We start from the raw sequence: 15,259 nt of genomic DNA, 5'->3' as shown, positions 1-15,259 counted from the left end.
GGTAATGAGAACACGTTCTACTTTGCCGGTCCAGAGGAGGGTGTGGTGGGACAGACCACGATCCCGGCCGTTGTCCGCGACGCCGCCGCGAAGTTCGGGTCCGCGGAGGCGCTGGTCGACGACCGCGTGCGGCTCGGCTTCGACCAGCTTCTGGAACGTGTTCGGACGGTCGCACGGGCCTTCGCCGCGTGCGGTGTCCAGGCGGGCGACCGGGTCGCGATCGCCCTGCCCAACACCCACCACTGGGTGCTGGCGGCCCTGGGCGCGCTCTACGCGGGGGCGACCCTGGTCCCGGTCAACACGCGTTTCACCGCCACCGAGACCGTGGACCTGCTGGTCCGCGGCCGGGCCCGCGCGCTCGTCGTGGCCGCCGATTTCCTCGGCACCGACCGGTACGCGGCGATCCGGGAGACCGGCGCGCAGCTGCCGGACCTCGCCACCGTCGTCCGGGTGCCCCTGCAGGAGCCGCACCGGCCGGTCGAGGGCACGCTGGGCTGGGAGGAGTTCCTGGCGCTGGCCGAGCGGGTCACCGAGGCCGAAGCCGAAGCACGGGCGGACGCCGTCGGCCCGGACGACGTGAGCGACATCCTCTTCACCTCTGGCACCAGCGGCCGCTCCAAGGGTGTGCTCTCGGCGCACCGCCAGACGGTCGACGTCGCGGCGGCGTGGGCGGACTGCGGCCAGGTCACCGCGGAGGACCGGTACCTGGTGATCAACCCGTTCTTCCACAGCTTCGGCTACAAGGCCGGCATCGTGGTGGGCCTGCTGACCGGCGCGGCGATCGTCCCGCAGGCGGTGTTCGACGTGCGCGCGGCCCTGAAGGTGATCGAGCGGGAGCGGATCTCCGTGCTGCCGGGCGCGCCGACGGTCTTCCAGTCGCTCCTGCACGAGCCCCGCAAGGGCGACCTGTCGTCACTGCGGCTCGCGGTCACCGGGGCGGCCACCGTGCCCGCCTCGCTCGTGCGCCGGATGCGGGCCGAGCTCGGGTTCGAAACCGTCCTCACCGCCTACGGCCTCACCGAAGCCGTCGTGGTGACGATGTGCCGCCCCGGCGACGACGCGGACCTCGTCGCGAGGACGTCCGGCCGGGCGACCGCGGGCTTCGAAGTGGCGATCCAGGGTTCGCCGGGGGAGATCGTGGTCCGCGGGCCGAACGTGATGCTGGGCTACCTCGACGACCCCGAAGGCACCGCCCGCGCCGTCGACGAGCAGGCCTGGCTGCACACCGGCGACGTCGGCGAGCTCGACGCCGCCGGGAACCTCACCATCACCGGCCGGCTCAAGGACATGTACATCTGCGGCGGGTTCAACGTCTACCCGGCCGAAGTCGAACACGCCCTGACCGAGCTCGACGGCGTCCGCGACGTCGCCGTGGTCGGCGTTCCGGACGAGCGGCTCGGCGAAGTCGGCAAGGCGTTCGTCGTCGGCACCGGGCTGACGGCGGAGGCGGTCGTCGCCTTCTGCCGCGAGCGGCTCGCCAACTACAAGACCCCGCGGTTCGTCGAGTTCCTGGACGAACTGCCCCGCAACGCTTCCGGCAAGGTGCTGAAGCGGCTGCTGACCGAGGAGAAGGCATGAGTGAACCGGTGGTCCGGTACGAGCGGCGGGGGCCGGTCGCGGTGGTGACGATGAACCGGCCGGATTACCGCAACGCCCAGAATTCGGCGATGACCTACGCCCTCGACGACGCCTTCGCCGACGCGGTGAACGACGCCGAGGTGAAGGTGATCGTGCTGGCGGGCGAAGGGAAGCATTTCTCGGCGGGGCACGACATCGGCAGCCCCGGCCGGGACGCGGACCGGTCGTTCGACCGGCGGGCGGTCCTGTGGTGGGACCACGTCGACCGGGCCGGCGGCGACCAGCGGTTCGCCCGCGAGTCCGAGGTGTACCTGGGCATGTGCCGCCGGTGGCGGGAAATCCCGAAGCCGATGATCGCCAGTGTGCAGGGCGCGTGCATCGCGGGCGGGCTGATGCTGGCGTGGGTGTGCGATCTGATCGTGGCGTCCGATGACGCGTTCTTCGCCGATCCGGTGGTGCGGATGGGGATCCCGGGAGTCGAGTACTTCGCGCACCCGTGGGTGCTCGGGCCGCGCGCGGCGAAGGAGGTGCTGTTCACCGGCGAGCGGTTCACCGTCCAGCAGGCCAAGGAATGGGGCATGGTCACCCGGATCGTGCCGCGGGCGGAGCTGGAACAGCGCACCCTGGAGCTCGCGGAGAAGATCGCCGGGATGCCGCAGTTCGGGTTGGCGCTGGCGAAGAAGGCGGTCAACCAGGCCGAGGACCTGATGGGCCTGCGGTCCGGGATGGACTCGGTGTTCGGCCTGCACCACCTCGCGCACGCCCACAACGCGGAAACCTCGGAAGACTCCCTCGGCGGGCAGTCGGCGCGGTCGATGCGCGATGCGGACAAGGGGACGTGATGGACCTCGACATCGACGAGGTGTCGGCGGCGTTCCGCGCCGAAGCCCGGGAGTGGCTGGCCGGGCACGTCCGGTCGTTGCCGTCGATGGACACCGCCGAGGGCTTCGCGGCGCACCGCGAGTGGGAAGCCGAGCTGGCCGACGCGCGCTGGTCGGTCGTGTCGTGGCCGCGCGAATACCACGGCCGGGACGCGTCGATGCTGCAGTGGCTGCTGTTCGAGGAGGAGTACTACGCGGCCGGGGCACCGGGCCGGGTTTCGCAGAACGGGATCTTCATGCTGGGCCCGACGTTGTTCGCGCACGGCACCCGGGAGCAGCGCGACCGGATCCTCCCCGCCATGGCCCGCGGCGAGCAGGTGTGGGCGCAGGCGTGGTCGGAACCGGAGGCGGGCAGCGACATCGCCGCGGTGCGCAGCACGGCGGTGCGCACCGACGGCGGCTGGCTGCTGTCGGGGCAGAAGACGTGGAGTTCCCGCGCCGCTTTCGCCGACCGCGCGTTCGGCCTGTTCCGCACCGATCCGGAAGCCCGGCGCCACCACGGCTTGACGTACTTCATGGCCGACCTGCGCGCCGAGGGCGTCACGGTCCGGCCGATCCCGCAGCTGGACGGCGAGCCGGGGTTCGCGGAGATCTTCTTCGACGAGGTGTTCGTGCCCGACGAAGACGTGATCGGCGAGGTGGGACAGGGCTGGCGGGTCGCGATGACAACGGCGAACAACGAACGCGGGCTTTCGCTGCGCAGTCCCGGCCGGTTCCTCGCCGCCGCCGATCGCCTGGTGGACCTCTGGCGGGACAGGGGCGAACCCGAGTCCACAAAGGACAGAGTGGCCGATGCGTGGATCGGGGCCCGCGCCTACCAGCTGTACACGTTCGGCACCGTGAGCCGGCTGGCCGAAGGCGGCGAGCTGGGGCCCGAGTCGAGCGTGAACAAGCTGTTCTGGTCGCACCTCGACGTCGAACTGCACGAAACCGCGCTCGACGTCCTCGGCCCGGCCGCGGAGACCGACGAGGCCTGGGTGCACGGCTACCTGTTCTCCCTCGCCGGGCCGATCTACGGCGGGACCGACCAGATCCAGCGCAACACGATCGCCGAACGGCTGCTGAAGCTCCCGAGGGAGGCCCGCCGATGAGGTTCCAGCTCTCGCCGGAGCAACGGCAGTTCGCCGCGACACTGCACGAGCTGCTGGGCGGCGCGGACACCGCGGCCGCCGCCCGGGCCTGGGCGGCGGGGGAGCACGACCGCGGCCTCAAGCTCTGGCGCGCGCTCGCCGACGTCGGGGTCTTCGCGCTGCTGGTCGACGAGGACCACGGCGGCCTCGGCGCCGGCCCGGCCGACCTGGTCCTCGCCTGCGAAGCGCTCGGCTACCACGCCGTCCCGGGTCCGGTGGCCGAGTCGGCCGCGGTCGCCCCGGCGTTGCTGACCGGGCACCGGCTCACCTCGCTCGCCGAGGGCGACCTCGTGGCCACCGTCGTCGCGCCGCCGGAGGTCCCCCTGGCCCTCGACGCCGACATCGCGGGCGTGGTGCTCGACCTCACCGGTGCGCACCTCACGGGCGCCGGAGCCGCGCCCGTGCGCTCGATCGATCCGCCGCGGCGGTTGTTCCGGGTGCCGGGCGCGGCCGGCCGATCGAGCGGCACCGCGTTCGACCGCGGGGTCCTGGCCGTGGCCGCCCAGCTGCTGGGGGCCGGGCAATGGCTCCTCGACACGTCGGTGGCGTACGCCAAGCAGCGTCACCAGTACGGCCGGGCCATCGGCGAGTACCAGGCGGTCAAGCACCTCCTCGCCGACGTCGTCACCCGGCTGGAACTGGCCCGGCCGCTGCTCTACGGCGCCGCCGTCGCCGGAGAGACGTTCGCCCGGGACGTCTCGGCGGCCAAGGTGCTGGCCGGCGACGCCGCCTACCTCGCCGCGCGGACGGCCCTGCAGGTGCACGGCGCCATCGGCTACACGGCCGAGCACGACCTCGGCCTCCGGCTGACGAAGGTCCGGGCCCTTGCCGGGGCCTGGGGAACCGCGTCGTTCCACCGGGCGCGGGTCCTGCGATGACCGACCCGATGGAGACGGCGGAAGCCCGGGCGCTGCGGGACGCCGTCCGGGCCCTGCTGACGCGCCGGTCGGGGCCGGCGGCGGTGCGGGCCGCGATGGCGTCGCCGCTGGGCCACGACGACAAGCTGTGGTCCACGCTCTGCGAGCAGATCGGCGTCGCCGCACTGGCGATCCCGGAGCACTACGGCGGCGTGGGCGCCGGCCTCGCCGAGGCGTGCGTCGTGCTGGCGGAACTCGGCCGGACGCTCACGCCGTCGCCGATGCTCGGCTCGGCGGTGCTGTGCGGCGAAGCCCTGCTCCGCAGCGGCAACGACGAAGCCTGCGAGCGGCTGCTGCCGGGCATCGCCGCCGGAACGACCCTGGCGACCCTGGCCTGGTCCGGCGAGGACGGCCGGTGGACACCCGCCCTGACCGCGTCCGGACGGGGAGAGCTCGACGGCCGCGCCTGCTACGTCCTGGACGGGGACACCGCCGACGTCCTGCTCGCCGTGGCCCGCACGGACGACGGGACCGGCCTGTTCGAGCTGCCGCTCGAGGGGGTTCGCCGCGAGCGCGTCACGAGCCTGGACCCCGGCCGGCGCCTCGCGGTCGTCGAGTGCGCTTCGACGCCGGCCCGGCGGCTCGACACCGGCGGGTTCGCCGGGCCGCTGCGGCAGCTGCGCGACACGGCGACGGTCGCCGTCGCCGCCGAGCAGACCGGCGCGGCGGCGCGGGCCCTGGAGCTCACGGTCGAGTACACGAAGCAACGCCGTCAGTTCGGTCGCCCGATCGGGTCGTTCCAGGCGCTGAAGCACCGGATGGCCGACGTGCACGTCCACGTCGAGGCGGCCCGCTCGGCGCTGTACGCGGCCCTGGTGGACGGCGACCCCGAGGCCGTCGCGACCGCGAAGGTGGTGTGCGGCGAGGCGTTCACCCACGCGGCGGCGGAGATGATCCAGCTCCACGGCGGCATCGCGATCACCTGGGAGCACGACGCCCACCTGTACTTCAAACGCGCCCACGGGACGGCCCTGCTCTTCGGCGACGCCGCCGGGTTCCCCGGTCCCCGGCTCAGCCGGTGAGCCGCGCCGCCGAGCCGGGCAGTTCGCGGTTCGCTTCGTCGAGGCCGCGGACGACCAGCCGGCAGGCGGGACAGCCGGCCACGTGCTCGGCGACGGCGTGGGCCTTGCGCGGCGACAGGGCACCGCGGACCCAGGCCCCCATCCGCCGCCGGGGTTCGCGGCAGGCGGGCTCGTCCGTCTCGGGCACCTGGACCTGCAGGTAGGCCTGCCGCAGCCCCTCCCGCGCCCGCATGGCCAGCGCCGCGACGCTGTTCGGCGACAACCCGAGCGAGGGTGCCACCTCCGTCGGCGTGCCCCCCTCGGCCTCGGTCCGCCACAGCACCGTCCGCCACCGGCCGGGCAGCGTGCAGTAGGCCGACCACACGAGCTTGGCGTTCGACCGCAGCAGCGCGAGCTCGTCGGCCCCGCCGGCGGCCGCGTCGGGGACGGCGGCCCGCAGCTCGACCCGGCTGCGCTGCCTGCTCCACCGGGAGACCAGGTTGCGCATGGTCACGACCAGGTAGGGCCGCAGATCACCGTGCGGCCCCCCGCCGGCGCGCACGATCGTCAGCACCCGGGCGAACGTCTCGGCCACCAGGTCGTCGCGTTCGGTGGGTTGCCGCGCCCAGGCCCCGGCGGTCCGCCACAGCGGCTCGGCATGCCGGCGGAAGAGCCGCCCGGCCGCCTCGAGATCCCCGGCCCGCAGGGCGGCGAGCAACACCGAGTCCGGCTCGTCGTCGGCTGGTTCCATCGCGTTCTCCCCGGGGTTCGGCACGCTCTGTGGGTCCGGGTACCCAAAGTAAGAGGTACAGCGATGTCCGTAACGGCCGGTCGGCCCGATCGAGTGGTGGCCGAGCCGTTGACCTGGGCTTTCGGCGATCGGTCAGGCCGGTGCCTTCGATGGCCGGCGCGGTGCGGAGCCGCGACGAGAGGTCCCGCGGGCCCACGGGTGGTCACGGCGGACCCGCGCCGATCGACGCGAGTCCCAGCGATGAGGGGAGCGGAACGCCGGCCCGCGCCGGCGCGGCGGGCGGCACCGAGCGCGAAACGGCCGCCGAGCCGGGCCGGCGCCTCAGCTCGCGAAGACCTGCGAGTCGTCGGCGAAGGCCTTGAACTCCAGGGCGTTGCCCGCCGGGTCGAGGAGGAACATCGTCCACTGCTCGCCGGTCTGGCCCTCGAAGCGGACGTACGGCTCGATCACGAACTCCGTTCCCGCCGCCCGCAGCCGGTCGGCGAGGGCCTGGAACTGCGGGATCGTCAGGATCAGCCCGAAGTGCGGCACCGGCACGTCGTGGCCGTCGACCGGGTTGTGGACGCGCTTGGGCCCGGCCGGGGCCAGGTGCGTCACGAACTGGTGGCCGTGCAGGTTCCAGTCGATCCACGTCTCGGCGCTGCGGCCCTGTGCGAGGCCGAGGACTTCGCCGTAGAAGCGGCGGGCGGCCGCCAGGTCGTCCACGGGCATCGCCAGGTGGAAACGGGGGATGGGCGAGTCGAGGACGGTCATCGGGCTCCCTTCGCCGGGGTTCTTGCCCGAATGGTAACCACCGCCGCCGGCGCCGCCGGCTCCTCAGAGCACCAGGTCCGCCGCCGTCCGGACCTCCTGGGCCACGCTCGTCGACTCCAGGCCGGCCAGGGGGTCGGCGGCCGGCAGGTCGCCGAACGACAGGCCGGTCAGCTCGGCGATCCGGCGGACCGGGACCTGGTACGTGCGGTAGGCGCCGTAGTCGAACCCGGCCGCCACCTCCAGGCCCCTGATGAGCTCCTCCTGGCTCAGCAGGTACGCCGTCGCCGACAGCGCGCCGCCGTCCTTCACCATCGCCACCACCTTCCAGAACTGGCGGGGCAACCGCACCCCGCGGTAGTGGTCGTCGTCGGCGGCCAGCACCGGGCCCGTCACCACGCTGACCTTCAGGTCGAAGTTGTCCGCGCTGTTCAGCACGTAGTCCTCGAGCCCGGCCCAGGTCGTCTTGTTCTGGTTGAAGTCCTTGTGCTGCGGCGAACAGTTCGTGAAGTGGAACGTGTCGTCGTTGGCCAGCTGCGCGATCGGCTCCGTCGCGCCCCACGCGGGGTCGAGGCGGCGGACCAGGTGCCCGCGGTCGAGCGGGTTGTCGCGGTAGATCTCCTCGCCGATCTGCTCGGTCACCGCGACCCGCGGGTCGAGCGACCAGTGGTCGGCTTCGCGCCGCAGCGCCCGGCTGGTGCGCCCGTCGATGTTGACGGCGGTGAACATCGCGAGCCGGCGTTCCTTGTGCATGACGACGCTGAAGTGGTGGTACGGCAGGACGTACCGCGGCTCACCGGTGGCCTGCCGGTTGAGCGCCGCCAGCCCGGCGAGCTCGGCGGACAGCCCGGGCAGCGGCACGGTGTGCCCGGGCAGGAAGCCCGGGTCGTAGCCGGCCCGGTTCGAGTAGTCGGGGTCGATCCGCCCGGCGGCCGGTTCGGCGCGCAGCCGGATGTCGAACGGCATCGAGAGCGTGAGCACCTGCGGAGCGCCGCCGTCGGCCGGCCGGGCGCGCTCGGGCCGGGTGGCCAGCCGGTCGAGCAGCGCCTGCCGGTCCGGCGGGAACGGCTGCTCACGCAGAAACTTCAGCAGCTTGCTGACCCGGACGCCCTCGTTGAGGAAACCGCCGTACTCCGCCCGGCCGCCCGCCGGGACACCGGCGTGGTGCAGCGCCACGACCTCCCACTGGTCGTTGAACACCGGGGAGCCGGACGACCCCGGTTCGGTGTCGGTTTCGTAGTGGAGGAAGTCGTCGAGGACGTCGACGACCCGGTTTTCCCGCAGCGCCACCTGTTTCTTGCCGCCCCCGGGGTGCTGGACGATGGTGACGAAGTCGCCGACGATCGCCTTGCCCTCGCTGGCGATCAGCCGGTTGAACCCGAAGGGGCGCAGTTCGTCCGCGGTCGCCTTCACGGCGACGAGCGCAAAATCGAGCGTCCGGTCCGCGGCGAAGAAGCGGTCCGGGTCGAGTGCGAAGGCCCGCACCGGCCGCGGCAGGCCGTCGACGCCGTCCTGGTAGTCGAATTCGACGACGCTGAACCCGGCGGTGGCGGCGTCCGGCAGCACGTGGTGGTTGGTGAGCAGCAGTTCCGGTGACACCAGCGATCCCGTGCCGTAGCCGGCGAGCCTGCCCTGGGCGTTCCGGATGTTCACCCGGCCGACGGCGGCCGAAGCCGTGACCCCGCCTTCGAGGTAGCCCACGCCGAGCAGGTCGTTGGTTCCGGCGATGCGTTCGAGGATCGCGCCGGCGGCCGTCATCGCCGCCGGGTCGCCCGCCGCGATCGCCGCCGGGCTCACCGGCCGGACGTCGGGGTAGTAGCGGCCGAGCCGGTCGATCCGGGTGGCCACCCGGCTCGGTTCGTCGGCCTCGGCGATCCCGCCGGGCTTGCGCAGCAACGCGATCTTGGCCTGCCGCGGCCCGGTGCGTTCGGCGGCGCGCTCGGCCGCGGCCTGCTGCTGGCCGGACTGCCGGTCCGTCTGGACGTCCACGATGCCTCCCGGCGGGCGGGGCGGAAACACCGCGTTAGTCGCGCGGCCACCGGGGGCGTTACACTATTTCCGGCGAGTCGCCGGGAATTCTTTTTCACGCCGCTTCGCCGTTTTTTCGCGTGATCGAACCTATTTCCGAAAATCGCGGACGGGAAGCAAGATCGCCGACGCGTGCGCGGGGTCGTGGTGGACCTCCTGGTCCGCGGCGCGCAGCGTGACCGCGGTGGGGTGGGGTTCGCCGGTGCCGGGATTGCGGGCGTAGCGCGGGAAAGCGCCGCTGGAGACCTGGACCCGGATGCGGTGCCCGCGGCGGAACCGGTGCGCCGTCGGCCACAACCGCACCGGGACGGCGGCCAGATCGCCGGCGTCGCGCAGGCTGGTGAGGCCGTCGCAGACGTTGACCGAACGGCCGTCCGGGCCGACGTCGCAGAGCCGGACGAAGACGTCGGCGAACCGCAGGCTCGACCGGAACCAGATCTCCGCGCTCACGTCCCCGATCACTTCGACGTCTTCCCCGAGCACGACGGTGGTGTAGGTGAGGACGTCGGTGCGGGCTTCGAGCGCCGCGTTGTCCACCCGGCCCGCGTCGGGGGCCATCCGCACACCCCCGGCCGCGGGGGTCGGGTCCGCCGGGTCGTAGCGGTAGCGGCCGGGAGCGGACCCGCCGGGTGCGTCCGGTGTCAAAGTGCCGTCGGCGTGCAGGTGGAACCGTTGCGGTGCATAGCCTTCCGGCGGCCAGGAAGCAAAATCGCGCCAGGCTTCCTCGCCCATGACGAACAGCCGGACCGGCGCCCGCTCCGGCGGTTCCTCGCCGCGGGCGTGCGCGAGCCCGAACCCGAGGGTTTCCCGGAGCGTCTGCCCCGTCCCGCCGAGCAGGTCGGCGCGGCCGGCGTGGGTCCACGGCCCGACCGTGAGCCGCGGCCGCCGTCCGGCCTCCTGCAGCGTGCGGAAGTCGCGCAGCTGGCCCGGCAGGAAGATGTCGTACCAACCCGCGACCGAGCTGACCGGCACGGTGACGTCCGCGACGCGATCCCGGTGGTCGGCCTCGGCCCAGCGCGGGTGGTTCCCGGGGCGGGCGAGGACGTCCTGGATGTAGTCCGAGCGGTGGCCGATGGCGACGACGTCGGCCTGGGCGAGTGGCAGGGTGTTCAGCGCCTGCTCCAGCTTCTTCGCCCGGCTGCGCTGCCGGAGCAGGGCGAACCGGCGTTCCTGGACCGCGACCTGGACGCCCCACCCGAACGGCGTCTCCAGCGAAAGGCCGTCCTCGCGCAGGAATTCCAGCGTCAGCCCGGACTCGCTGACCTGCGGGACCATCGCCTTGACCTGCGGCGGCAGGCGGTCGGCCACCGCCCACTGCACGTACCCCAGGTAGCTGGCGCCGACGAGCACGATCGCGTCGCCGGACCACGGCTGCTTTGTGAGCCAGTCCAGCGTCGCGAGGCCGTCTTCGCGCTCCTGCCGCAGCGGGTCGAAGACGCCGCCGGACCCGAAGCTGCCGCGAGTGCTCTGGATCAGCACCTGGAAACCGCGCTCGGCCAGCGGCCGCGCCAGGATCGCCCCGAACACGCCCCGGCGGCCGTAGGGCGTGCGCAGCAACGCGATCGGGAGCCCGTCCGCGCCGGTGCGCGGCGCCCACCGGTCCGCCAGCAGCTCAACGCCGTCCGGCATGGGGACACGCAGGTCCCGCTGGACGACGAGGCGCCGGGTGGCCGGCGCGGGCAGTTTCAGCAGGCGTTCGACAAGACGGCTGATCACCGGCCGGCCTCCTTCGTGATCATCGCGGTGACGACCGAGCGCATCCGCATCAGCCGCCCGGCGAACTCCTCCGGGTCGAGCGGGTCCGGCCCGTCGACGACCCACGTGTTGACGACCGCCCCCGCGCCGCCGGTCAGGAAGGTGGCCAGGTCCTCGGCACCCTGTGCGTCGAGGTGGCGGCCGAACGCGTGGCCGAGGTGCTCGCGGTTGAGGGGGAGGAACAGGCCGGTCAGCGCCTTGTTGAGGGCGTACGCGGAGGCCCCGGTCAGCAGGGCGCGGTAGAAGCGCCGGTGGGCGGCGAAGTGCCGGCCCAGCGCCAGGAACGATCCGTGCTCGTCGGTGGCGGAGGCCAGGCCGGCGAGGTCGCCGAGCAGTTCGCGCCGGACGAGGTCGAGCGCGGCCTCGAGCAGCAGCGCGTCGCGGTCGCCGAACTGCTGGTACAGCACCTGCCGGCTGACGTCGGCCGCCTCGGCGATCTCGGAGACCGCGACGGCGGGGGAGTCGCGTTCGGACACGAGCTCGACCGCGGCCCGCATCAGCGCCGCGCGCGACCGGCGCACCCGCCGGTCCTTGGCGGGCGCTTCGGTCGTCCAGTCGCTGTCCACGGGGTTGATAATGGACACCTGTCAAGAAAATGGCAAGTGACAATCAGCGCGCGCAAGCTCCAGCCCGGACGCCCTCGGCCGCTCGCGCGGGCGGCGGAGATGCGAGCATGCGGGCATGTCTTCGACCATGCGGGCCTTCGTGCTCACCGGGCCGGGCGAGTGCTCGGTGCAGGAGGTGCCGGCCCCCCGGGCCGTCGCGGGCGAGGTGGTCGTCGATGTCGAACGCGCCGGGGTGTGCGGGACCGACGTCGAGTTCTTCACCGGGGAAATGGCCTACCTCCACCAGGGGCACTCGGGGTACCCGATGCGGCTCGGCCACGAGTGGGCGGGCACGGTCACCGCGGTGGGGGAGGGTGTGGACCCGGCCTGGCTCGGCCGCCGGGTCATGGGCGACACGATGCTCGGCGACCGGACGTGCCGCCGCTGCCGCCGGGGCCACCAGCACACCTGCGAGCGCCGCCAGGAGGTCGGCATCCGCGGCGGCCGGGCCGGCGCGCTGGCCGAACGGCTCGCCGTGCCCGCGTGGTCGCTGCACGAGCTGCCCGGCTCGGTGGACGCCGTGCTCGGTGCCCTGGTCGAACCGGGCGGCAACGCGCTGCGGGCGGCCCGCGCGGCCGGAGCGGGCACGGGAGACCGGGCACTCGTGCTGGGGCCGGGGACGATCGGGCTGCTCACGGCGATGTTCCTGCGCGCGGCGGGCGCCGAGGTGCACTTGATGGGCGTCGGTGCCCTCGATTTCCCGCGCAGCCTGGGGTTCGCGAACACGTGGACCCGGGAGACCCTGCCCGCCCTGCCGTTCGACGCGGTCGTCGACGCGACCGGCGCCGCCGGCTCACCCGCGCTGGCCGTCGAGCTGGTGGAGCCCGCGGGCCGGGTCGTCTACATCGGACTGTCCGGGCCGCCCAGCCACCTGGACACACGCGCGTTGGTGCTGAAGGACGTCACGGCGGTCGGGGTCCTGTCGGCCTCCCCGGGACTGGCCGAGACCATCGCCGCGTACGCGAGCGGAGCCGTCGACCCGCGCCCCCTCGTGGCGGGCACCGTCGGCCTCGACGAGGTCGGGGCCGTGCTGGCGGGCGAGCGGATCGGCGGCGCGGGCCCGAAAGTCCACATCGACCCGCGGCGCTGACCGCTCGGAGCTGCTCGGAAAACTCCGGCAGCGCCGCATTCACCTCGGCCGGACGTTCCCGGTCGCGGTTGTCCTCTTCGCTCAGCCGGGACGGCAGCGTGCTGTCTCCCGCCGGCCGTGCCACCGCAGCACCGGCGGGCCGGTGCCCTGCTCGGCAGGCCGCCCGTGGCCGTTTCCGCGGTTCGCGAAACGCCGCTGTGACGGGATTCTCAGGCGTCCGGCTGCCGCGGCGAGGCGAGCGTCGTGGGGCGGGTGCGGCCGCGCAGGGTGACGTCCTCGGTCGCGGTCCACCGGGCCGCTTCGGCCGCGGCCGCGGCCTCGACCGCCGTCCACGAGGCGAGGAGGCGGCCGGGGGCGTTCTTGGCCAGCTCGGTCAGCCGGGCGGCTTCGTTGACCGGGTCGCCGATCACCGTGTACTCGAAGCGGCGCGGGTCGCCGACGTTGCCCGCGACGACGTCGCCGGTCGCCACGCCGATGCCGGCCGGGCCGTCCGGGACCTCGGCGGCCAGGCGGGCCGCGATCGCGCGGCCGGCGGCCAGTGCGCAGGTGGCGTGGTCGGGGAGCGGGGTGGGTACGCCGAAGACGGCCAGCGCGGCGTCGCCGACGAACTTGTTGACCAGCCCGTGGTGCCGGTCGACCTCGTCGACCACCACCGTGAAGAACCGGTTGAGCAGGCCGACGACCTCCTGCGGCGGGCGGCTCGCGGCCAGTGCCGTCGAGCCGACGAGGTCGACGAACAGCACCGACACCGTCCGCACGGTGCCGCCGAGTTCGGTGGACGTCCGCATGGCTTCGACGGCGACTTCGTGGCCGACGTGCCTGCCGAACAGGTCGCGCAGCCGCTCCCGTTCGGCCAGCCCGGCGGCCATCCCGTTGAACCCGGCCTGCAGCAGGCCGAGTTCGGTCCCGTCGTACACCGGGATCTCCACGGCGAAGTCGCCGGCCCGGACCCGGTCGAGCGCGTCGCGGACCGAGGAGATCGGGTTCACCACCGCGCGGGCGGTGAACACGGTGACCAGCAGGCCGAAGCACAGCACGACCAGCCCGAGGGCGATGACCGACACGGCGAGCTTCGTGGTGGAGACGTCCCCGCGCACCCACGCCAGCACCGCGGTGACGACCAGCCCGGCCACCGGCACCCCGGTGCCCAGGCACCAGAACAGCAGCATCCGGAGGTTGACGCCGCCGTTGGCCGGGCGCGGCGGCGTGGTGCCGGCGAGGGCGAGCGCCGCGTACGGCCGCAACGCGAACTCGCCGAAGAGGTAGGCGATCGCGCAGACGACGACCGCGGCGAAGGCGACGACGAGGAGCTCGGTGAGCACGACCTTCGGCTGCACGAGCGCGGCGAGGCCGCCGAAGAGCAGCGTCGCGATGCCCCACAGCACGGCCTGCACGCAGGTCAGCCGCAACGGGACGCGCAGGCTCGCGGCGCGTTCGGCGTCGGTCGGGCGGCGGCCCTCGGCGGCCCAGCGCAGCGTGCGGAGGGCCCCGCGGGTGCCCCACAGCGTGCCGGCGACGATCGCCGCGACGACGTACACCGGGACGGCGATCGCGGTGACGCGCACGAGGTCGCCGGACATGCCCGGCGCGGGCATGAGCAGCGCCGCGAGCCCGACCACGACCAGCGCGCCGATGACGTTGGTGGCGATCAAAGCCGCGGTCAGCAGGCCTTGGACGCGCCGCCGCAGCGCGGTGACGTTCTGGTCCAGCGGCCCGAGCAGCCCGGAGCCGAACGGTCCCGCGGAGGAGCGCCCTGAGTTCACCCCGTTGAGTGTACGGTCGTTCACTCAACTGCGCGCAGACGGGTGCGTGGGTATGTGTTACGGTTGGTAACAGTGAACTTCAGTAACACCTGACGAGGAGGTCGGTCGTGACGAGCATCAGCGAATCGGGCGTGTCGGATCGGGAGACCGTGGCGCGACGGCTGCTCGACTCGTCGGAGCAGCTCTCCTACGACCCCGTGCGGGAGGTCGACTGGGAGACGCCGCTCGACACGGACTACCACGGCGCGAGCCCGGAGTGGAGCACGCTTTACGGCACCTCCTACTGGGCCGACATGACCCCGGAGCAGCAGCGCGAACTGACCCGCCAGGAGGCGGCGTCGGTCGCGAGCACCGGCATCTGGTTCGAGATGATCCTCCAGCAGATGGTGCTGCGCGACTTCTACGCCAAGGACCCGACCGACCCGGCGTTCCAGTGGGCGCTGACCGAGATCGCCGACGAGTGCCGGCACTCGATCATGTTCGCCCGCGGCGCGGCAAAGCTGCGCGCGCCCGCCTACCGGCCGCGCCGGTTCGTCGTCGAACTGGGCCGCGTCTTCAAGGCCACCGCGACCGGGGAAGCCGCCTACGCGGCGATCCTCGTGGCCGAAGAGGTCCTCGACGTGATGCAGCGCGACTGGATGCGCGACGAGCGCGTGGTCCCGTTCGTGCGGACCATCAACAACATCCACGTGGTCGAGGAGTCGCGGCACATGAAGTTCGCCCGCGACGAGACCCGCGAGCGACTCGAAGGCGCCGGCCGGCTGCGTCGGCAGATCAACGGCCTGGTCGTCGCGATCGCGTCGTACTTCATCGTCACGAGCATGGTGAACGGCAAGGTCTACGAGAACGCCGGGCTGGACGGCAAGCGGGCGCGGCGCGAGGCGAAGGCGAACGAGCACCACAAGTCGATGCTGCGGTCCAGCTGCTCCGGGCTGATGGAGTTCCTGCACTCGGTGGGGCTGCTGACCAAGCCGTCGCTGTGGTTCTACAAGCGCGCGAACCTGATCTGA

General features: G+C 73.1%; 13 protein-coding genes. 7 read left to right on the top strand and 6 right to left on the bottom strand.

From position 1 onward, the window contains the following. The first annotated feature begins 45 nt into the window (after positions 1–45). From Q5425_RS16680 to Q5425_RS16660, 5 genes are read left to right on the top strand one after another with little or no spacing between them, the layout of a single operon-like run. Complete coding sequence (locus Q5425_RS16680; protein WP_308673148.1) at positions 46–1,578, top strand: FadD3 family acyl-CoA ligase; 1,533 nt, start codon at positions 46–48, stop codon at positions 1,576–1,578. Then, on the top strand, positions 1,575–2,420 hold the full coding sequence (locus tag Q5425_RS16675) for an enoyl-CoA hydratase (RefSeq protein WP_308673147.1): 846 nt from the start codon (positions 1,575–1,577) through the stop codon (positions 2,418–2,420). Before Q5425_RS16680 ends, Q5425_RS16675 begins: the two co-directional genes overlap by 4 nt. Then, positions 2,420–3,550 carry an acyl-CoA dehydrogenase family protein gene (locus Q5425_RS16670; RefSeq protein ID WP_308673146.1) on the top strand — a complete coding sequence of 377 codons (1,131 nt, stop codon included), beginning with the start codon at positions 2,420–2,422 and terminating at the stop codon, positions 3,548–3,550. The genes Q5425_RS16675 and Q5425_RS16670 overlap by 1 nt, the downstream gene beginning before the upstream one ends. After that, positions 3,547–4,467 carry an acyl-CoA dehydrogenase family protein gene (locus Q5425_RS16665; protein WP_308673145.1) on the top strand — a complete coding sequence of 307 codons (921 nt, stop codon included), beginning with the start codon at positions 3,547–3,549 and terminating at the stop codon, positions 4,465–4,467. The genes Q5425_RS16670 and Q5425_RS16665 overlap by 4 nt, the downstream gene beginning before the upstream one ends. Then, entirely contained in the window at positions 4,464–5,528 is a 1,065-nt protein-coding gene (locus Q5425_RS16660; protein ID WP_308673144.1) for an acyl-CoA dehydrogenase family protein, read from the top strand. Before Q5425_RS16665 ends, Q5425_RS16660 begins: the two co-directional genes overlap by 4 nt. Here Q5425_RS16660 and Q5425_RS16655 read toward each other — a convergent pair. The 5 genes from Q5425_RS16655 to Q5425_RS16635 all read right to left on the bottom strand — a co-directional run bounded on the left by Q5425_RS16655 (position 5,518) and on the right by Q5425_RS16635 (position 11,357). Beyond that, positions 5,518–6,258, bottom strand: a complete 741-nt coding sequence (locus Q5425_RS16655; RefSeq protein ID WP_308673143.1) for a sigma-70 family RNA polymerase sigma factor — start codon at positions 6,256–6,258, stop codon at positions 5,518–5,520. The genes Q5425_RS16660 and Q5425_RS16655 overlap by 11 nt on opposite strands. 321 nt (positions 6,259–6,579) lie before the next feature. Then, positions 6,580–7,011, bottom strand: coding sequence for a VOC family protein (locus Q5425_RS16650; protein WP_308673142.1), 432 nt, complete (start codon positions 7,009–7,011; stop codon positions 6,580–6,582). Between the two features lie 63 nt (positions 7,012–7,074). Beyond that, the gene (locus Q5425_RS16645; RefSeq protein WP_308673141.1) at positions 7,075–8,997 is read right to left on the bottom strand and encodes a DNA/RNA non-specific endonuclease; all 1,923 of its coding nucleotides are present in this window, start codon (positions 8,995–8,997) and stop codon (positions 7,075–7,077) included. 129 nt (positions 8,998–9,126) lie between these two features. After that, positions 9,127–10,752 carry a CocE/NonD family hydrolase gene (locus Q5425_RS16640; RefSeq protein WP_308673140.1) on the bottom strand — a complete coding sequence of 542 codons (1,626 nt, stop codon included), beginning with the start codon at positions 10,750–10,752 and terminating at the stop codon, positions 9,127–9,129. Beyond that, on the bottom strand, positions 10,749–11,357 hold the full coding sequence (locus tag Q5425_RS16635; RefSeq protein ID WP_308673139.1) for a TetR family transcriptional regulator: 609 nt from the start codon (positions 11,355–11,357) through the stop codon (positions 10,749–10,751). Before Q5425_RS16635 ends, Q5425_RS16640 begins: the two co-directional genes overlap by 4 nt. 115 nt (positions 11,358–11,472) lie before the next feature. On the opposite strand from Q5425_RS16635, the gene Q5425_RS16630 reads away from it, so the two are divergent. Then, on the top strand, positions 11,473–12,486 hold the full coding sequence (locus tag Q5425_RS16630) for an alcohol dehydrogenase catalytic domain-containing protein (protein WP_308673138.1): 1,014 nt from the start codon (positions 11,473–11,475) through the stop codon (positions 12,484–12,486). A gap of 209 nt (positions 12,487–12,695) precedes the next feature. Here Q5425_RS16630 and Q5425_RS16625 read toward each other — a convergent pair whose 3' ends face one another. Next, positions 12,696–14,249 (bottom strand): adenylate/guanylate cyclase domain-containing protein, encoded by a 1,554-nt coding sequence (locus Q5425_RS16625; RefSeq protein ID WP_308673137.1) that lies wholly within the window; start codon positions 14,247–14,249, stop codon positions 12,696–12,698. Between the two features lie 107 nt (positions 14,250–14,356). On the opposite strand from Q5425_RS16625, the gene Q5425_RS16620 reads away from it, so the two are divergent. Next, positions 14,357–15,259, top strand: coding sequence for a diiron oxygenase (locus tag Q5425_RS16620; RefSeq protein WP_308673136.1), 903 nt, complete (start codon positions 14,357–14,359; stop codon positions 15,257–15,259).

The organism is Amycolatopsis sp. A133, from assembly GCF_031082405.1.
GTDB lineage: Bacteria > Actinomycetota > Actinomycetes > Mycobacteriales > Pseudonocardiaceae > Amycolatopsis.
This window is presented reverse-complemented; position numbering and strand designations above follow the sequence as displayed.